This window comes from Novosphingobium sp. BL-S-33 (assembly GCF_056857025.1).
Window position 1 is genome coordinate 3,605,645 of the sequence record NZ_CM166474.1, and the last position, 17,585, is coordinate 3,623,229.

Sequence of the window (17,585 nt, forward strand, 5' to 3'; positions counted from 1 at the left end):
TCAGACGCTATCCGGATAGATCGGACGAATATCCACCGGCAGCGTACCCATTGCCTTGATCACGCCTTCCGCCTCCGGATCGAGCTTCGCCCAGCGGTCCATGAACGCGATGGTCCCGGCATAGTCGCCCCTGGCCTGCAACATCAGCATGTCGTGGAGCAGGTCGCGCAGGCCCGCTTCCATCTTCGCATCGTCCACCGTGAAGCGCCCGGTCGCCGGGTCGAAGACGAAGGCGCCCTTCGCACGCAGATAGCCGTATTGCAGCGCCGCGCCCTTGCCATGCGCCTCCACCGCGCCGAACCGCACCGCGCGGAACACGCCCACCGCGTAAGTCGCGAACAATTGCGGCTTCTCCGCCACCGGCAATTCGCCCTTCTGCATCATCAGCAGCAGGTCCCACACCCCCGCGACATCGGCCTTGGCCTCTTCGATGGCGGAGTTCTGCTCCTTCAGCGCCTTGTCCACGGTGGTCTTCTCGCCATTGACGACGATCGTGCCCGGCCCGAGACTGTGCGAGAGTTCGTGGAACAGCGTCTCGAACTGCATGTACCGACGATCCACCAGCGCCGCTTGCTCAGGCACCAGCACCAGCGCGCCCATCGGTTTCAAGATCAGGTCGAACTTGGCGCCCAGCACGTTGGAGAGGATCACCTTCTTGGCGCCCTTGGCCTCCCGCACCCGCTCGTCATTGGGCAGGTTGAAAGCGATGGTCTGCGGGCCCGGCACATTGTCGCCGCCACCGCGCACCTGCTCGGCCACGGCGATGGGGCTGGCGAAACCGCGCTGGAAGTTCTTGTACTCGTCGGGGATCGGCAGGTTCGCTTCCATATCGCGCAGGAAGGCCTTGTACTTGGCGAGCTTGGCCGATTCCTCGGGATCCTTCAGCGTCACGAAAGCCTCGAACGAGGCCTTCGCGCCCATCAGGCGATCGGTATAGACTTCATAAGGCCCGATAGCCGGTTCGATCGGCGTGCCCTCGATGTCCATCCACGCCAATTCGCTCTCGAAGTAGTCGTCGGTGCGCAGCGCCTTGGCCCGCAGGCTCAGAAACTTCTTCAGGCTCGCATTGCTGGTGCGCGCCGCCGCCTCGTCGAGCAGCTTGGCGGCAGGCTCCAGCCATTCCTTGTAGGCCTGCGAATAGGGCACCGCGACCAGCTTGCTCCCATCGCGCCGCACCACCGTATAGGGGCTGGTGAGCGCCGCCTTCTGGTCCGGATGGGCGGCGAGATAGGCCTCGAATTCCTGCTGCGTCAGGTCTTCGGGATAGAAACCGGCGCCTTCGGGCATCGGCTTGTCACCCCAGAACGGGTGGAGATCGGCCAGTTCGTCCCACGGGCCGAAGTTGCGGTGGAACATCTCCACCAGCAGATCGCGGTTGGCGCTCCGGTCTGCCGCAATCGCGCGGCCCACTTGCGGGTTCTCTGCATAGCGCTGGCGCATGTAGATCTCGCTGAACAGGTCGGCGACCTTCATCAGCTTGTTGACGACATCGCGCTCTTCAGGTGTCAGGAACTTGGTATCGACCTGCATGTGCACGGTCGCCAGCTTCGCCTTTTGCGCGGCAAGATCGTAGACCGGCGCGGCCGTCTGCGCCATGGCGGGCGGGGCCTGCAAGACACTGGCGGCAAGCAGCAATGGAGCGAGCGCGAAGCGGGTGGTGGGCATGATGGGGCCGAACTTGGGGACGAACTTAGGCGCGAACATGGGGGGAGCCTTTCGGGTCTGTTCTCGGCGCGGACCCTAGACCCAAGCGATCCATGAGAAAAGCCGCGAGCGCCGCCGAAACCGTTCAGCCGAACCAAGACCCGCGCCTCATTCTTTGCTAGCATATCAACAACAAGCATCAGAGAATGCCCGGAGAAGAGATGCCGCCATCGACCCTGAAGCGCCGATTTTTCACGGCTTCAGCTTGCCTGTTCCTGATGGCCAGCGGCTTTTCCGGGCTGGCCGAGGCGCCCGAAACCATCGGCGATCCAATCGTGGTGACGGCCCGCAAGATGCGGATCACGAATATCGAATACACCGTGCGCGGCCCCTATCTCAGAGGCTGCGTGCCGCACCCCTCCGTGGGATCGCCCGCCGCCGATCGCGTCCTTTGCTCCATGTTGCAGCAGTGCCTGCTCGAAGGGTACTCCGGAGAAATCCGCGCCAAAGCCTGTCTGAACGACCGTATCAACCGGTTCGCGGCGCAGGACGTTCCGATCGGAGCCGCCGAAGCCTCGTTCGAGACGGACATCGCGGAGAACCTCGGCACTCCGCAGGACAACGCGGCGCCTGCTCCCGAAACCTCCAACGAGATCACCGTTGCCGGATCGCGCCACCCCATTCCGGCGGGGCTGTGGCGCTTCGTCGAATACAGCACCCATACCACCAGCCTGGACCGTGTCTCGCCCCCATCGGTCCACCAGTGGCAGGTCTGCATGTCCGACGATGACCTTCACGCTTTCGCGAATGCCCTGCAAACGCCCGAAACCTCCGTGAACAACGCCATGCCGCCGGCCTGTCGCAGTTGGAAGATCAAGGTCAAAGGCAAGGACATTTCCGGCTCGTTGAGCTGCTTCCTGCAGGGCGGCGCGATCAAGCAGGGCAAACTCACCGGGCGTATCGACGCGAACCGTATCGAGATCACCAAGAACGTGCACTTTGACGCGAAATCGCCGAATGGCCGCGAGCTGCCGTTCTTCTCCACGCTTCAGTCCGAGCTGAGCGCCCAGCGGATTGGCGAGTGCACGAAGCGGTAGGACGGCGGCAATCGTTCGCAGCACCTCCCACTCCCAAAGAACCCGTCATCCCCGCGAAGGCGGGGATCCCGCTTCTGTCGTGCGGGGCGAGAGGTTGCCAGGAAGCGGGGCCCCCGCCTTCGCGGGGGCGACGGTTGTAAGACTGGCGGCCCCTCAGTTCTTCAGATCCGCTCCTAAAGCGGATCGAACTCCAGATGCAGGCTCGCCAGCGCGCGCAGGACATAGGTCGGTTCGTAATCGAAGTGCCACTCGCCTTCCCGTCCGTGATGCGCCTGCGATAGCCGGATATTGCCCATCCGCGCGAGCAGGCGCTCGATGCTGGTGACCACCTCGCGCCGGGCGAGCGGGGCACCGATGCAGGTGTGGGCACCGCGACCGAAAGCAAGATGTTCCTTGAGCTTTGGCCGGTCCATGTCGAACCTGCCGGGATCGGGGAAGCGCGCCGGATCGCGGTTGGCGGCCATGTGCGACATCAAGACCGCCGTGCCCGCCTTGATCTCCACGCCGCCCAGCGTGGTGGTCTTCTGGCACATGCGTCCGCCGCTCTTCACCGAGCCGTCGAAGCGCAAGACTTCCTCGACAAAATTGGCAATCCGCGCCGGATCGTCGCGCAGGCCCTGCTGGATGTCGGGGCGCGTGGCGATAACCTTGAAGGCGTTGGCGAGCAGGCGGTTGGTGGTGTCCTGCCCGGCGCCGAACAGGAACGCGGCAAGGCTGGTGAGGTCCACCAGAGTCGGCTTGCGGCCATCGGGATAGCGCGCCTGCGCCAGTTCGGCGAGGATGTCCTGCTGTGCCAGAACCCCGCGCAGCGGGCGCATCAGCGGATGAAGCGCGAAGCGGCGCTGGGCGATGAGCTTGAACAGGTCCTTGCCCACGCCAACCAGCGGGTTCTTCAGCATGTCCTCTTCGCTGGCGTCCATCGGCACCGGGATCGCGCCTTCGAGCAGCCCGCGGAATTTCGCGCGCGTCTTCTCGGACAGGCCGAGCAGGTCGGAGATCACCAGCGCACCATATGGCCCGCCGTACTGGCGCACGAGATCGACTTTGCCGTCATGGCGGAACTCGTCGATCAGCCCTTCGGCCGTGGCGAGCAGCTTGGGCTGAAGCTCCTTGAGGCGGCTCGGCGTGAACAGCCGCGCGAGGATCGAGCGCAAGTCGGCATGGCGATTGCCGCTCTCGGTGACGACCTGATCGGCGAACGGGATCTGCTTGCGATGCGCTTCGAGCATCGCGGTGATGTCGTCGCCCTCGGGCGTGAAGGGCAGTTCGGCCAGTGGGCCGGTCACGCCGTTGATCGACGAGAAGTGCTCGGTGTCCAGCATGACCTGCACGGTCTCGTCATAGCCCGTCACCGCTACGGCATTGCGGTACGGCAGGCGCACCACCGGGCCCTGCGCGCGCAAGTGGTCGAAATAGGCGTGCGGATCGTCCACCAGCCACACGTCGGTGTACCAGTCTGCGGTGTCGTACGACGCGGCTTGCTTCGGCGCTGGATTAAGCACTGGGCGACTTCTCCCGATCTCTCACATTTATGATCTTATGTGTATCACATCCACACCGATGGTCAAAGCTTCTCCGCTGTGATATCGCCCCGGCATGGCCATGACTGCCGCCCTCACCGCTTCCCGTACGTGCCGCCAAGGCGCACGCGGCGGGGCGTGCGCGCGAAGCAGGTAAGGCCAACCACCCTTCCCTCACTCCGCGATACCGCCCGGCCCTTCGGCCGCCGGGTAAAAGCGCGCTTGCCGTTGGAGCCGGGTCTCCAGACCAAGGATCCGACAATGACCATATCCCTCCCCTTCGATGACGAGACGATCGAACGCGTCGCCCACGGCGTGCTCGACACCAGCTGGCCCTATGCCGAGTGGAGCCACGCCGCGCATTTCGCGGCGGCGCTCTGGCTGCTGCGCCATCCCGCGGTGCTGACCGGGCACGGCGGGATCGAGGCGGTGATCCGCCGTTACAACCGCGCCGTCGGCGTGCCGGAGAGCCCGACACGCGGCTTCCACGCCACCATTACCGAGGCTTCGATGCGCGTGGCGGCGCGGGAACTGGCCCGCCACGGCAAGGATGCGCCGCTCTCGCGCGTGCTGGCGGGAATCATGGATTCGCCGCTGGGCCGCTCGGGCTGGCTGCTTGTGCACTGGAGCGAGGCGCGGCTGATGAGCCCCGAGGCGCGCGCGGGCTGGATCGAGCCGGATCTCGTGCCGCTTCCCGAAGCCCATCCGGCCGGTCTATGATACCGGGATGCCGATCATAACCGCTCCCCTGACCCCCGCCCTGCCTCCCGCGATCGACTTGTTCGGGATCGCGGTCTTCGCGCTGTCCGGCGCGCTCACGGCGGTACAGATGCGCCAGACGTTCGTCACCGCCGCCTTCTTCGCGCTGATGACCGGCGTGGGGGGCGGTACCTTGCGCGACCTGCTGATCGGCGCCCCGGTGTTCTGGGTGCGCGATCACTATGTCGCCCCGGTCTGCCTTGCCGTGGCCTTGCTGGCCTGGTTCACACCGGTACGCTGGTGGCAAGGCCGCCTGCTCGAATGGGCCGACGCGCTGGGCCTTGCGGTCTATGCGGTGTTCGGCACGATCAAGGCGCTGGCCTGGGGCGTGCCGGCAGGCCCGGCGATCCTAATGGGCATCGTCACCAGCTGCGTCGGCGGCATCATCCGCGACGTGCTGGCGGGGCACCCCTCGATCCTGATGCGGCCGGAACTCTACGTCACCGCTGCCGCGCTGGCGGCAACGCTGGCGGCGGTGGGGATCGCGCTGGGGCTTTCGGCCGGGCTGAGCTGGGCGCTGGCTGCCGCCGCCGGTTTCGCGCTGCGCGGCGCGGCGATCCACTGGTCGCTCGGCCTGCCCGCCCATGTCGGGCCAGAGGACGCGGACTGACGGCTCAGACGCCCGGAATGCCGTTGAAGCCGAGATTGACGATAGAGCCGCGCCCGATCTCGCAGCGGAAATCGCCGCGCTTCGCCTTACCCTCGGCCGAAGCACCACCGCCCGAAACACTAACCCAGGCGCTCAGCACATAGCCCTCGGGCTTGTGCTCGATATCCTTGAGCCCGACCACCTGCACGCCCGTATAGCCGGCGCCATGCAGCGCGGTTTCGGCGGCGCCAGCGCACATATGCGCGGCCTGCCGCGAACTGACGCCGAATGCATCGCGCCGGTTATCAAGGCGGCGATCGGTGCCGAAGCGGTCCGTCTGCGCCAGTGCCACGGCAGGCAGCAGCGCGACGAGAAGCACGGCGCGAATGAAAGTCTTGGTGGGCATGGATCGGGGCTCCCTTGCACCTTCGGGCAGGCGATCAGCACGGAGGGGGAACTCTGCCGAGTCCCGCTCCATGCCCTATCCTCCGCGATTTCCCCGAAAACTCAAGCCCGTGGCGACGGATCGCCCTCCGCGCTGGATCACTTCTCCGGATGCAGCCCCGTCCACTGCGCCATGAAGGCCAGCACGTCTGCGCTCTCCTCGATCGCCTTGTCGGTCGGCTTGCCCGAGCCATGGCCCGCGCGCGTGTCGATGCGGATGAGGTGCGGCTTGTCGCCCAGCGCCGCATGCTGGAGCGCTGCGGCGTACTTGAACGAGTGCCCCGGTACCACACGGTCGTCGGTATCGGCCGTGGTCACCAGGATCGCCGGGTAGGCCATCCCCTCGCGGATGTTGTGGTAGGGCGAATAGGCGCGCAGCACCTTGAAGTCCGCCGCGCGGTCCGGATAGCCGTAGTCGTCCACCCAGTACCGCCCGGCCGTGAAGCGATCGAAGCGGAGCATGTCCATCACCCCCACTTGCGGCACGGCGGCCGCGAAGAGGTCCGGGCGCTGGTTGGTCACCGCCCCGATCAGCAAGCCGCCGTTCGAGCGGCCCTGAATGGCCAGCCCGTCCTTCGCGGCGATGCCTTGCGCCTTGAGGTACTCGCCTGCCGCGATGAAGTCGTCGAACACGTTCTGCTTGTTGGCCCCGCGCCCCGCGTCATGCCACGCGCGGCCATACTCGCCGCCGCCGCGCAAGTTCGCCATGGCATAAGCCCCGCCCGCCTGCACCCAGGCCATCGTCGATGCCGAGTACCCCGGCGTCAGCGCAATGTCGAAGCCGCCATAGCCATAGAGCAGCGTCGGCACGGGCTTGCCTGCCGCCGCCACGTCCTTGCGGCGCACCAGGAACATCGGAACGCGGGTGCCGTCCTTCGAGGTGTAGAAGCGCTGCTCGACCGCGATGTCGTCGGGCGAGAAGTCCATCTTCGGCTCGGCGAAGACTTCCGTCTTGCCCGTGCGCATATCGAGCCGGAAGATCGAGGCCGGCCGGTTGAAGCTGGAGAAGGCGTAGAACGTCTCCGGATCGCCCGGCCTGCCCCGGAAGCCCGAGGCCGTGCCGATCCCGCTGAGCGCCAGCGTGCGCGGGGTCTTGCCGTCCACCGAGACGATCTCGGCATGGCTCGCCGCATCGCGCATGTAGTTGAGCACGAGATCGCTGCCGATCACCCCGGCCCGCTCCAGAATATCGTCGCGCTCCGGCACGATCTCCGAGAAGGTCGGCGCCTTCTGGGCCAGATCGATGCTGACGAGGCGGAAACGCGGCGCGTTCTGGTTGGTGACGAACCACAGCCTCTGCCCCGCCCCTTCGACAAGGCGCCAGTCGTCGGTAAAGCCGGTGACCACCGCCTGCGTCCGCCAGCCCGCCCGCTTGCGCGCCGCCAGATCGACCACACGGACTTCGTAGCGCGCATCGGTGCCGATGGTGCTGGTAATCACCGCAAGGCGGCCGTCCTGCGTCACCTTGGCGCTGTGCCCGAATTCGGGATGATCGGGCGTCGCATAGACCAGTTCGTCGGCCGACTGCGGCGTGCCGAGCCGGTGATACCAGATAGCCTGATTGTAATTGCGGCTTTGGAACGTTTCGCCCGGCTTGGGCGCTGGGAAGCGCGAATAGAGGAAGCCCTCCTCGCCGATCCACGATAGCGGCGAGAACTTCACCCAGCGCAGCTCGTCCGCCATGACTTTGCCGGTATCGACGTCGAGCACATGGAGCACGCGCCAGTCGCTGCCGCCGTCCTGCACGCTGTAAAGCAGGTAGCGCCCCTTGTCCGACGGCTCCCAGTCATCGAGCGCGGTGGCGCCGTCCTTGGCCCAGCCATTCGGGTCGATCAGCAGGCGCGGCGTGCCGGAAAGCCCATCGCGCACGAAAAGCTGCGACTGGTTCTGGAGCCCCGAATTGCGCGTGTAGAAATAGCGCCTGCCCGCCTTGGTCGGCAGCCCGAAGCGCTCGAAATCGGTGAGCGCGCTGACCCGCTGCTGGAACCAGGCGCGCTGTGGCAGGGTCTTCAGATAGGCATCGGTAAAGGCAGATTGCCGCACTACCCAGTCGGCGACATCGGCATCGCGGCGCACGTCGGCTTCGAGCCAGCGATAGGGATCGGCGATCTTCTCCCCGAACAGCGTATCGACCACGTCACCGCGCCGCGTTTCCGGATAGACCAGCGGCTCCCTGTTCTGCGTGGAAGGCATGTCCTGTGCGGAAAGCGAAGAGGCCGTCAGAAGCACCATGCCGAAAGCCCCACCGAGGCCGGCCAGACGAACCATGTCGTTCTCCGAGAATGAAAAAAGGCGGCCGCGAGCCTAGCACTCGCGACCGCCCTTTCAATCTCGCCTCAGCTTTCGCGTGTGGAAAGCCGGAGGACCCTCAGCCTATCAGGCTTCGGCGTATTCGTTTTCTTCGGTCAGAACCGGACCCGAGTCCTTGCCCTTTTCCGAGGTGTCGCGGTCAACGAGTTCGATGATCGCGATCGGGGCGGCGTCCGAAGCGCGGATGCCGGCCTTGATGATGCGGGTGTAACCACCGTTGCGGCCCGCGTAGCGCTCTGCGAGCACTTCGAAGAGCTTCTTTTCCTGGGCTTCGTCCATCAGGCGCGCGTGCGCCAGACGACGGTTCGAAAGGCCGCCATGCTTCGCGAGCGTGATCAGCTTTTCGAGGTAAGGACGCAGTTCCTTCGCCTTCGGCGTGGTGGTCTGGATCTGCTCGTGCTTGATGAGAGCGGCAGCCATGTTGCGCAGAAGAGCGGCGCGATGGCCCGAGGTGCGCTGCAGCTTGCGCTGACCGTGCTTATGACGCATTTTCAGTTCTCCGTTCGTCAGACAGCCGTTCAAGGTACTGCCTGCCGGGCGATGTGGTTCGGCCACCGCCCAAAGCCGGTTCACTTTCGTGTGAAGGGCGCCCTCAAGACGAAAACGGCGAAAGAGTCAAGGATTGATGCCCCCGGCAGCCAATTCATGCCCGCGCAATGGTCGGAATGCGCACCACGCCAAAACGCCAGCTCCACAGCCCGATATACCTGCGGCGAACACCAGCATTCCAACGGCGACCAACCTGTAGTCCTCGTATTTCCCCGTAAAAGCGGGACTTTCGTAGTAGATATCCTGATAGCTCAGCCCAAACATGACGCGCGAATAGGTCCGCCACACGAAGTGGCCAAAAATCATCGCAAACCAGATGAAGCCCAGACCCAATTCGACCCGCGCCAGCCAAAGCGCCATCCCAGCACGGCGTAGCCATCGCGCAATCCAGACAATAGAGACGGTCGGCGGGATTACGGCCAGCAAGACATCGCTGACTGAAAAGCCCCCGCCAGGCGCGTTGCGAGCGAACCAGCACGCCGACCACGTTAGCGACAGAAAACAGACTGTCAGCGATATGATCGCAAGCAGGATCCGCATGAGCTGCCAAGCCTCCCTCTCCAGTCCCTAACGCAACAGTACCAGAACCGGCGGCCCCAACGTCAGCAATCCGATCCCCGCCGCCGCAATCGCCGCGATGAGTACGGCGCCCGCCGCGATGTCCTTGATGCGACCTATGGCCTCATCGAAGCCGGGCTCGATCCGGTCGCACAGTTCCTCGATCGCAGTGTTGAGCGCCTCGGCCAGCCAGACAAGTGCCATGGCGAGCACCAGCCAGCGCCAGTCGCTTGCCGAAACCTGTAAGAATAGCCCTGCCGCTACCACACCAAGCGAAGCGGTCAGATGTAGCCGGGCGTTATGCTCGCCCTCAACAAGCTGACGGAGGCCACGCCACGCATAAATAGAGCTCCGGAGACGCGCCACGACACTGAAACGACTTTGCTCCGGCAGCCCATCGGCTGAGAGCGTATCGGAAGGTTCGACCATGCCGATACCTTAAACCGACGCTGCAAGTTTGGACCAGCATAAAGAAAAAGGGCCCCACATTGCTGCGGAGCCCTTCTTCAATTCGGTACCGAAGGTGCCGATCAGCCGAGCAGTTCCTGCTCCAGCTTCTTGGCCATCTCTTCGATGTTCTCGGGCGGCCAGCCCGGGATGTCCATGCCGAGGCGCAGGCCCATCGACGAAAGGACTTCCTTGATCTCGTTGAGCGACTTGCGGCCGAAGTTCGGCGTGCGCAGCATCTCGGCTTCGGTCTTCTGAACCAGATCGCCGATGTAGATGATGTTGTCGTTCTTGAGGCAGTTGGCCGAACGGACCGACAGTTCCAGCTCGTCCACCTTCTTGAGAAGGTAGCGGTTGAGCTGGTTGGTGTCGCTCTCTTCCGAGGTCGCAGCACCGCCGGCAGCCATGCCGATCATCGGCGAGGCGCCAACCGGGGCGATGTCTTCGAAGTGGACGAACAGCCCCAGCTGGTCCTGGAGGATGCGGGCGGCATAAGCCACTGCGTCTTCCGGGGTCACGGTGCCGTCGGTCTCGACCATGAGGCTCAGCTTGTCGTAGTCAAGCTCCTGGCCGATACGGGCGTTCTCGACCTTGTAGCTGACCTGACGGACCGGCGAGTAGAGCGAGTCGACCGGGATCAGACCGATCGGCGCGTCAACCGGACGGTTCGACACGGCGGGGACGTAGCCCTTGCCGGTGTCGGCGGTCAGTTCCATGTTCAGGACTGCGCCCTCGTCGAGGTGGCAGACCACGAGGTCCTTGTTCATGACCTCGATGTCACCCGACACCGCGATGTCGCCAGCCTTGACCTCGCCCGGGCCAGTGGCCGAGAGCTGGAGGCGCTTGGGGCCTTCGCCCTGCATCTTGAGCGCGATCTGCTTGACGTTCAGGACGATGTCCGTGACGTCTTCGCGAACGCCGGCAAGCGACGAGAATTCGTGAAGGACGTTCTCGATCTTGATCGAGGTGATCGCCGCGCCTTGCAGCGAGGAGAGCAGCACGCGGCGCAGCGCGTTGCCGAGCGTCAGGCCGAAGCCACGCTCCAGCGGCTCGGCGATGAAGGTCGCCTTCAGCTTGGGGTCGGGTCCCGGCTTGATCTCAAGGCTGTTCGGCTTCTTGAGTTCCTGCCAGTTCTTGATGTTGACAGTCATGGACTTCCCCTGGGAGTGATGGCGGTTACGTCCCGCAGCCTGGTGGAAAGGCCCGGGACGTTCCGAAATCGGACGGCGACCGGTTCGCCGTCCGTATTAGCTCGATCAGACGCGACGGCGCTTCGACGGACGAACACCGTTGTGCGGGATCGGTGTCACGTCGCGGATCGAGGTAATGGTGAAGCCGACAGCCTGGAGGGCGCGCAGGGCGCTCTCACGGCCCGAACCCGGGCCCTTGACTTCGACTTCGAGGGTGCGCACGCCGTGCTCGGCGGCCTTCTTGCCGGCGTCGTCAGCGGCGACCTGTGCGGCGTAGGGAGTCGACTTGCGGCTGCCCTTGAAGCCCATCATGCCGGCCGAGGACCACGAAATCGCGTTGCCCTGGGCGTCGGTGATGGTCACCATGGTGTTGTTGAAGCTAGCATTCACATGCGCGATGCCGCTGGTGATGTTCTTGCGTTCGCGGCGCTTAATGCGCTGGGGTTCGCGTGCCATGTCCGTATATCCTGTAGATTAGTCGCTGCGGGAAAGAAGCCGAAAGGCGACTTACTTCTTCTTGCCGGCGATCGGCTTGGCCTTACCCTTGCGGGTGCGCGCATTGGTGTGCGTGCGCTGGCCGCGAACCGGCAGACCCTTGCGATGACGCAGGCCGCGGTAGCAGGCGAGGTCCATCAGGCGCTTGATGTTCATCGCGGTTTCGCGACGAAGATCACCTTCGACCGTGTGGTCGGCGTCGATGGTTTCGCGAATCTGCAGGACTTCGGCGTCCGACAGGTCCTGGATGCGACGGCTGTGGTCGATGCCCAGCTTGTCGGCGATTTCCAGGGCCTTGGTACGACCGATGCCATGGATGTAGGTGAGCGCGATGATCACGCGCTTGTTGGTGGGGAGATTTACCCCTGCAATACGAGCCACTTAATTCTCCATGCTCCACAGGAATGCCCCTGCGGGCTTTCCTATCTCAACGCTCAAATTCCACCTGAAACTGCTGAAATGGCAAAAGGTCCGGAGCACAGCAACCATTTTGCCTGTACCATCCGGACTTGCCGCAAGTGTCAAGTGAACGGCGCGCTTAGAACGATTCGCAAGGCATGTCAACGCCTGCAAATCCGCGTTCAAGCGCTCGGGCGACCCGGCCCGGACTGAGGCCCGGTGCGCAAGGATCGATCTGGAGCGATCCGCGCCATGGCCTTCGGGCTGCGGCCCGCTCTTCGGCGGTCGTCGCAACACCCGTGATGCAATCAGTGTACCGGATTCGCAAAGCGCAGTCAAAGAAAGCGCAAAGGCCGCAAGGACCTGCCCGCGTTTCCGATGCGCGCCGCGCGCCCTCAACGGCCGATGATCCGCGTCTTGTCGTCCTTCACGGGCGGCGCGTCTTGTGGCTTGTCGGCCGGACCGGCAGGCGGCTCACCCACGGCGCCGAGCGTATCGGGGCGGAATGCAGCGGCAAACGAGCCGCCAAGTTTTTCGACGAAGCGATCGACCTGCCCGGCCAGCACCCGGTCGAGCATCGGCGCAAGCCGGGCCGCATCGGTCCGGAAATAGCCGCCGACGACATATTCCACGAGGATCTGCGTGCCCGTCTCATCGGGCTTGAACTGGAAGGTCAGCGTGCCGACGGCGGCATCGGCCTGAAGCGGGCCCAGCGCGCCGGTCAAGCGCAGCGCCCTGCCCTTGTCGATATAGATCACGCGCATGTGCTCGACACCGCCGCGCGGCGCCGCTTTTGGCGCGTCCTTGTCGGGCAGCACTTCGCAGAAACATCCGCCGGGCCGCGCATCCAGCGAGAGATTGGCAGAGCTGCCCGAATAGGTGTGCTCCGAATCCCACCACTGCGACGGTTTGACCAGCACGGCCCAGGCCTCATCGGCGCCGACGGGGACATGCGCGACGTAGCGCATCACGATGCCGCGCTCGCTTGCCTCCTGCACCTTCGCCTGAGCCGGTGCTGCCGCGAGCACGCCAAGCCCCACCATCGCGAACAGCGCGAGTGTTGCCGCCTTCTTCATCGATTCCCCCTGCCCGTGCCTGTGCCCATGCGCGCCGCCCCAGCGCAGTGCAGTCGATGCAAAAAGGGCCCGCGATATCCGCGAGCCCTTCGAAGCTTCAGGACTTGAGCGCCGCCTCGATCGCGGCGGTCACATCGTCCATCTCGGCCATTCCGTCGACCTTGGCGACAATCCCGCGCGCTTCGTAGATCGGCAGGATCGGCGCCGTCTTGGCCCGGTATTCGGCCATGCGCGTGCGCACGGTCTCGGCATTGTCGTCCGGGCGGCGCTTGAATTCAGTGCCCCCGCACTTGTCGCAGACGCCCGGAACCTTCGGCTGCTCGAACTTGTCGTGGTAGCCCTTGCCGCACGTGGCGCACGTGAAGCGGCCGGTGATACGCTCGACCAGCGCATCCTCGTTCACTTCAAGCTCCACCACGTGGTCAAGCTTGCGTCCGCGCCCGGCCAGGATCGCGTCGAGCGATTCGGCCTGCGCCGCAGTGCGCGGATAGCCGTCGAAGATGGCGCCGACGCTCGGCCCCATCGCGTCAAGCTCATCCCCGATCAGTGCCGAAACGATCTCGTCAGAGACCAGTTCGCCACGTTCCATCACAGCTTTGGCTTCAAGCCCGGTGGGCGTGCCGGCCTTGACGGCGGCGCGCAGCATGTCGCCGGTGGAGAGCTGGCGCATGCCGTGCCGCTCAACCAGACGCTGCGCCTGGGTGCCCTTGCCCGCCCCCGGCGGGCCCAACAGGATGATATTCACGCCTTACCCCTCAATTATCCCTGTGCCTGCGCTCCCTTCAGCGCAGGCGTCCCTTCAGCTTGGCCTTCTTGATCAGGTCGCCATACTGGTGCGCCAGCAGGTGCGACTGGATCTGGGTGATGGTGTCGACCGTCACGTTGACGACGATCAACAGGCTGGTGCCCCCCATGAACAACAGCGGCAGACCGGTCATCGAGAGGAAGTACTCGGGCACGGTGCAAACCACGGTCAGATACAAGGCGCCGATCACGGTCACGCGCGTCAGCACGTAGTCCAGATAGTTCGCGGTGTTCTTGCCCGGACGGATGCCGGGAATGAAGCCGCCATTCTTCTTCAGGTTGTCGGCCGTCTCTTCAGGATTGAAGACCACGGCAGTGTAGAAGAACGAGAAGAAGATGATGCCGGCCGCATAGAGCGCCATGTACAGCGGCTTGCCATGGCCGAGATACTGGTTGAGCGTGACGACGATCTTGCCCGCGGTCGATTCCGGGTTCAGCGACTTGCCGGCGAACTGGGTGATCGTCAGCGGCAGCAGCAGCAGCGAGCTGGCGAAGATCGGCGGGATGACGCCGGCGGTGTTCAGCTTCAGCGGCAGGTGGCTGCGATCGGCCTGCATCATGCCGCGCTGGGTAGCGCGCTTGGGATACTGGATCAGCAGGCGGCGCGTGGAACGCTCGAAGAAGCAGATCCCCAGGATCATCAGCACCACGAGTGCGATCAGCGAGATGATCAGGATCGAGCCGGTGTCGCCGGCGCTGTAGGCCTGGCCCACGTTGCTGGCGAACGTCGGCATCTGGGCGACGATGCCGGCCATGATGATCAGCGAAACGCCGTTGCCTATACCGCGCGCGGTGATCTGCTCACCCAGCCACAGCAGGAACATGGTGCCGCCAACCAGCGAGATGACCGCGCCCACGCGGAACACGAGGCCCGGATCCACGACTGCGGCGAGACCGCTGGAGGCGCCATAGGCCTCAAGGCTCACGGCCAGGAACCAGCCCTGGATCGCGCAGAGCACCACAGCGCCGTAGCGCGTGTACTGGTTGAGCTTCTTGCGGCCGGCTTCGCCTTCCTTCTTCAGCGCCATCAGCGACGGATGAAGGGCAGCGGCCAGCTGAACGACGATCGACGCCGTGATGTAGGGCATCACGCCGAGCGCGATCAGGCTCATGCGCGAAAGCGAGCCGCCCGAGAACGTGTTGAACAGGTCGAGAATGCCGCCCTGCGTCTTGTCATAGAGCTTGGCGAGAATCACCGGGTTCACACCCGGGAGCGGCACGAAGCTCAGGAAGCGGAAAACGATCAGCGCACCGACTGTGAACCAGATACGGTTCTTCAGTTCGGTGGCCTTCGAGAAATTGGCCAGGTTCAGCGAGCTGGCAATGTTGTCGGCGCGAGAAGCCATGACGATTGGTAATGCCTCGAATAGTCGGTTCGCACTTGCCTTAGCGACTGCGCGCAGGCTTGTCGAACCCGGTTCTGGTCCGCTCATATAGACATTCGCGCCGGGTCTGAAAGACCCGTGCCGCAGGTTCGGTCGGAATGTTACACAAGTCGGAACGAAGAGAGGGCGAAGCGCATGGCGCCCGCCCTCTCCCTATGAGCTAATCGCTGATGCGATGCCTCAGGCCTCGACGGCTTCCTTGGCAGGAACGATGACCGTGCCGCCAACCTTTTCAACCGCTGCAATGGCGCCCTTCGAGGCACCGGCAACGTTGAAGGTGACCTTGTCGGTCAGTTCACCCTTGGCGAGGAGGCGCACGCCGTCCTTGCCGCCACGGGCCAGACCGGCTGCCTTGAGAACGGCGTGATCGACGGTGCCCGAGATGTCGAGCTTGCCGGCTTCGATCGCCTTCTGGATCATGCCGAGGTTCACTTCAGCGTAGTCCTTGGCGAACTTCTTGTTGCTGAAGCCGCGCTTCGGAAGGCGCATGTGGAGCGGCATCTGGCCACCCTCGAAGCCGTTGATCGAAACGCCCGAGCGTGCCTTGGCACCCTTCTGGCCGCGACCGGCAGTCTTGCCCTTGCCCGAACCGATACCACGGCCGACGCGGATGCGACGGTGACGGGCGCCGGCGTTGTCGCGGATGTCATTCAATTTCATAGTCTGCACTCGCTTTCGCTTTAAATCGCGCTTGAAGGAAGGGGCGCCCCATAAGGGAAAGGCGGCGGCCTGTCACCCCCTAATGCGGGAACGCGGCCGAAACCCGCCGATTCGCGGGCCTCGGCGCCTTTGAAACGGCCTTTTCAGGTGCCGCGAAGGCGGATCATCACCTTGCCCTCGCCCGCCACCGGGCGGCCTTCCGAATCGCGCGCCGGCACCCATTCGAGAACATCCCGACCCAGCTTGCAGATATCCGCATCGAACTCGGGCGAGACCGTCTTGGGTTCGAACGCGCAGGAGGTCATCCCGCCGCGCGCATCGATCTTGAAGTGCAGCGTGTGCCGGGTCATCTCGTCCTTGTTGAAGATCTTGCCATAGCGATCGCCAAGCTTGGCCAGCTCCCCATTGAACTCGGCCTTGCTGCCGTCGGCGAGTTGGGCCTCTTCGGCGAGCGCGGCGTAATCGTCCTCGGACACTTTCGGCTTCATCCGCTGGACCATCCCGATCCAGCCCAGCGCGCGGGCAATCTGCATCGGCGAATCGCGGTCGACCAACGCCTGGCACTGCGCGCCGGAGGGGCTGGCCCCGTGCGAGAGCAGGAGGCGCACCGCTTCATCGCGGCGATAGGCCATGGCCCAGGCCAGCGGGGTCATCCCGAACAGGTCCGGCGAATCGATCGAGCTTTTGGGAGCGGGCCTGTTGGTGGACTTTTCGCCCGGCTTGACCGGCGCATTGGCCTGTTCGGCGGCCAGCTTGCGCTGTTCGCGTGCTTCCTCATTCAGCATGCGGCGCAGGGCCGCCACGTTGCCCCTACGGGCCGCATCGGCAAGAGTCGCGCCGGTCTGTAGCGGGCCGAGGTCGGGATAGCCGTAGGCGCGCTTGGGCGCCTCGCTGATCGCGCGCACCACGGCGCCGTGGGCCGAGCCGACGTCCTTGCCCGCCGCATCGGCTTCCTGCGCCTCCAGCGGACGGCAGACGTCGCGGTAAGGATAGGCCGGATCGGCGATCAGTGCCTGATTGAAGGCGCGCGCGAAGGCGACGAGGTTGTCCTCGCGCGTGGCTTCCGGCGCGGCGCTGGCGGTATCGGTCGGCTCGGGCGACGGCTCGCCGTCCTCGCCGTAATACGTGACGACGCGGGCCATGCGCGGATTGAGCCCGCCGCGCAGCGCACAGAGCGCGCCGAACCCGCGCGTATCGATACCCTCCACCGTGACGGCGGCGACGAGCCGGAAATCACCCGCTGCAGCGGCCTTCTGCGCTTCCTCGATGGGATCGGCGCGGCCCTGCGCGATCGCGGCCTTCAGCGCGCGGTCGGCATTGCGGTTGCGTTCGAGCACGGCCGGATCCGCCAGCGGATCGGCGCAGGGAGGCTCCGCCGCCGGGCTCTCTTCGACGTAAGTCTCGTCATCGCCGGTGGCGGTGCCGTCGCAGCCCGAAACGGCGAGCGTGGCAAGAATGAGCGATGAGGCCGCGATGGTCCTGCGAAACAAGGTATCCCCCAGGGAAGTGCAAGGTGCCGAAAGTCGGGCGCGCTTAGCACAGGACTCATCCCCAGGTGGAGATGAACTTGCGCGAACGCACAGCTTTTCGATGGGCGGCCGTCGGCGGGATGACGCCGGAACCGGCCTGAGCAAAGAAAAGGGCCCCGGCGTTTCCGCC

General features: G+C 64.8%; 18 protein-coding genes. 3 read left to right on the forward strand and 15 right to left on the reverse strand.

Translation table 11 applies throughout. The features are described from left to right. On the reverse strand, positions 1-1,704 hold the full coding sequence (locus AC1VVM_RS16630; RefSeq protein ID WP_482955531.1) for a dipeptidyl-peptidase 3 family protein: 1,704 nt from the start codon (positions 1,702-1,704) through the stop codon (positions 1-3). A gap of 161 nt (positions 1,705-1,865) precedes the next feature. On the opposite strand from AC1VVM_RS16630, the gene AC1VVM_RS16635 reads away from it, so the two are divergent. Then, a complete protein-coding gene (locus AC1VVM_RS16635) occupies positions 1,866-2,741 on the forward strand; it encodes a hypothetical protein (protein ID WP_482904704.1) in 876 nt (291 codons plus the stop codon). Between the two features lie 173 nt (positions 2,742-2,914). On the opposite strand, the gene AC1VVM_RS16640 is transcribed toward AC1VVM_RS16635, so the two are convergent. Further along, the gene (locus AC1VVM_RS16640) at positions 2,915-4,243 is read right to left on the reverse strand and encodes a cytochrome P450 (RefSeq protein ID WP_482955532.1); all 1,329 of its coding nucleotides are present in this window, start codon (positions 4,241-4,243) and stop codon (positions 2,915-2,917) included. A gap of 279 nt (positions 4,244-4,522) precedes the next feature. On the opposite strand from AC1VVM_RS16640, the gene AC1VVM_RS16645 reads away from it, so the two are divergent. Both AC1VVM_RS16645 and AC1VVM_RS16650 read left to right on the forward strand, forming a co-directional pair. Next, positions 4,523-4,981 (forward strand): hypothetical protein, encoded by a 459-nt coding sequence (locus tag AC1VVM_RS16645; protein ID WP_482904706.1) that lies wholly within the window; start codon positions 4,523-4,525, stop codon positions 4,979-4,981. Between the two features lie 7 nt (positions 4,982-4,988). Beyond that, on the forward strand, positions 4,989-5,630 hold the full coding sequence (locus tag AC1VVM_RS16650) for a trimeric intracellular cation channel family protein (protein WP_482904707.1): 642 nt from the start codon (positions 4,989-4,991) through the stop codon (positions 5,628-5,630). A 4-nt stretch (positions 5,631-5,634) separates the two neighbouring features. On the opposite strand, the gene AC1VVM_RS16655 is transcribed toward AC1VVM_RS16650, so the two are convergent. From AC1VVM_RS16655 to AC1VVM_RS16715, 13 genes are all read right to left on the reverse strand, one after another. After that, positions 5,635-6,015, reverse strand: a complete 381-nt coding sequence (locus tag AC1VVM_RS16655; RefSeq protein ID WP_482904708.1) for a hypothetical protein — start codon at positions 6,013-6,015, stop codon at positions 5,635-5,637. 137 nt (positions 6,016-6,152) lie between these two features. After that, complete coding sequence (locus tag AC1VVM_RS16660; protein WP_482955533.1) at positions 6,153-8,321, reverse strand: prolyl oligopeptidase family serine peptidase; 2,169 nt, start codon at positions 8,319-8,321, stop codon at positions 6,153-6,155. Positions 8,322-8,429: 108 nt separating this feature from the next. Then, positions 8,430-8,852, reverse strand: a complete 423-nt coding sequence (gene rplQ, locus AC1VVM_RS16665) for a 50S ribosomal protein L17 (RefSeq protein ID WP_132387461.1) — start codon at positions 8,850-8,852, stop codon at positions 8,430-8,432. A 126-nt stretch (positions 8,853-8,978) separates the two neighbouring features. Then, entirely contained in the window at positions 8,979-9,452 is a 474-nt protein-coding gene (locus AC1VVM_RS16670; protein ID WP_482904710.1) for a hypothetical protein, read from the reverse strand. 27 nt (positions 9,453-9,479) lie between these two features. Beyond that, positions 9,480-9,899 (reverse strand): diacylglycerol kinase family protein, encoded by a 420-nt coding sequence (locus tag AC1VVM_RS16675; RefSeq protein ID WP_482904711.1) that lies wholly within the window; start codon positions 9,897-9,899, stop codon positions 9,480-9,482. Positions 9,900-10,000: 101 nt separating this feature from the next. Further along, positions 10,001-11,068, reverse strand: coding sequence for a DNA-directed RNA polymerase subunit alpha (locus tag AC1VVM_RS16680; protein WP_482955534.1), 1,068 nt, complete (start codon positions 11,066-11,068; stop codon positions 10,001-10,003). A gap of 105 nt (positions 11,069-11,173) precedes the next feature. Further along, a complete protein-coding gene (gene rpsK, locus AC1VVM_RS16685) occupies positions 11,174-11,563 on the reverse strand; it encodes a 30S ribosomal protein S11 (protein WP_007011846.1) in 390 nt (129 codons plus the stop codon). Positions 11,564-11,614: 51 nt separating this feature from the next. Beyond that, positions 11,615-11,983, reverse strand: a complete 369-nt coding sequence (gene rpsM / locus AC1VVM_RS16690) for a 30S ribosomal protein S13 (RefSeq protein WP_086490038.1) — start codon at positions 11,981-11,983, stop codon at positions 11,615-11,617. A 413-nt stretch (positions 11,984-12,396) separates the two neighbouring features. Continuing rightward, entirely contained in the window at positions 12,397-13,077 is a 681-nt protein-coding gene (locus AC1VVM_RS16695) for an SRPBCC family protein (protein WP_482904712.1), read from the reverse strand. Between the two features lie 97 nt (positions 13,078-13,174). Next, on the reverse strand, positions 13,175-13,822 hold the full coding sequence (locus AC1VVM_RS16700; RefSeq protein ID WP_132386829.1) for an adenylate kinase: 648 nt from the start codon (positions 13,820-13,822) through the stop codon (positions 13,175-13,177). A gap of 37 nt (positions 13,823-13,859) precedes the next feature. Then, a complete protein-coding gene (gene secY / locus AC1VVM_RS16705) occupies positions 13,860-15,227 on the reverse strand; it encodes a preprotein translocase subunit SecY (RefSeq protein ID WP_132386831.1) in 1,368 nt (455 codons plus the stop codon). Between the two features lie 219 nt (positions 15,228-15,446). Beyond that, positions 15,447-15,926, reverse strand: a complete 480-nt coding sequence (gene rplO / locus AC1VVM_RS16710) for a 50S ribosomal protein L15 (protein ID WP_132386833.1) — start codon at positions 15,924-15,926, stop codon at positions 15,447-15,449. A 143-nt stretch (positions 15,927-16,069) separates the two neighbouring features. Then, positions 16,070-17,416 (reverse strand): hypothetical protein, encoded by a 1,347-nt coding sequence (locus tag AC1VVM_RS16715; RefSeq protein ID WP_482904713.1) that lies wholly within the window; start codon positions 17,414-17,416, stop codon positions 16,070-16,072. Positions 17,417-17,585 lie beyond the last annotated feature (169 nt).

What these genes read in the sequence shown, in the direction of transcription:
- AC1VVM_RS16650 (WP_482904707.1), top strand. Translation starts at nt 4,989, where the DNA reads ATGCCGATCATAACCGCTCCCCTGACCCCCGCCCTGCCTCCCGCGATC.
- secY (WP_132386831.1), bottom strand. Translation starts at nt 15,227, where the DNA reads ATGGCTTCTCGCGCCGACAACATTGCCAGCTCGCTGAACCTGGCCAAT.
- AC1VVM_RS16675 (WP_482904711.1), bottom strand. Translation starts at nt 9,899, where the DNA reads ATGGTCGAACCTTCCGATACGCTCTCAGCCGATGGGCTGCCGGAGCAA.
- AC1VVM_RS16635 (WP_482904704.1), top strand. Translation starts at nt 1,866, where the DNA reads ATGCCGCCATCGACCCTGAAGCGCCGATTTTTCACGGCTTCAGCTTGC.
- AC1VVM_RS16670 (WP_482904710.1), bottom strand. Translation starts at nt 9,452, where the DNA reads ATGCGGATCCTGCTTGCGATCATATCGCTGACAGTCTGTTTTCTGTCG.
- rplQ (WP_132387461.1), bottom strand. Translation starts at nt 8,852, where the DNA reads ATGCGTCATAAGCACGGTCAGCGCAAGCTGCAGCGCACCTCGGGCCAT.
- AC1VVM_RS16645 (WP_482904706.1), top strand. Translation starts at nt 4,523, where the DNA reads ATGACCATATCCCTCCCCTTCGATGACGAGACGATCGAACGCGTCGCC.
- rpsK (WP_007011846.1), bottom strand. Translation starts at nt 11,563, where the DNA reads ATGGCACGCGAACCCCAGCGCATTAAGCGCCGCGAACGCAAGAACATC.
- AC1VVM_RS16680 (WP_482955534.1), bottom strand. Translation starts at nt 11,068, where the DNA reads ATGACTGTCAACATCAAGAACTGGCAGGAACTCAAGAAGCCGAACAGC.
- rplO (WP_132386833.1), bottom strand. Translation starts at nt 15,926, where the DNA reads ATGAAATTGAATGACATCCGCGACAACGCCGGCGCCCGTCACCGTCGC.
- AC1VVM_RS16630 (WP_482955531.1), bottom strand. Translation starts at nt 1,704, where the DNA reads ATGTTCGCGCCTAAGTTCGTCCCCAAGTTCGGCCCCATCATGCCCACC.
- AC1VVM_RS16695 (WP_482904712.1), bottom strand. Translation starts at nt 13,077, where the DNA reads ATGAAGAAGGCGGCAACACTCGCGCTGTTCGCGATGGTGGGGCTTGGC.
- AC1VVM_RS16655 (WP_482904708.1), bottom strand. Translation starts at nt 6,015, where the DNA reads ATGCCCACCAAGACTTTCATTCGCGCCGTGCTTCTCGTCGCGCTGCTG.
- AC1VVM_RS16660 (WP_482955533.1), bottom strand. Translation starts at nt 8,321, where the DNA reads ATGGTTCGTCTGGCCGGCCTCGGTGGGGCTTTCGGCATGGTGCTTCTG.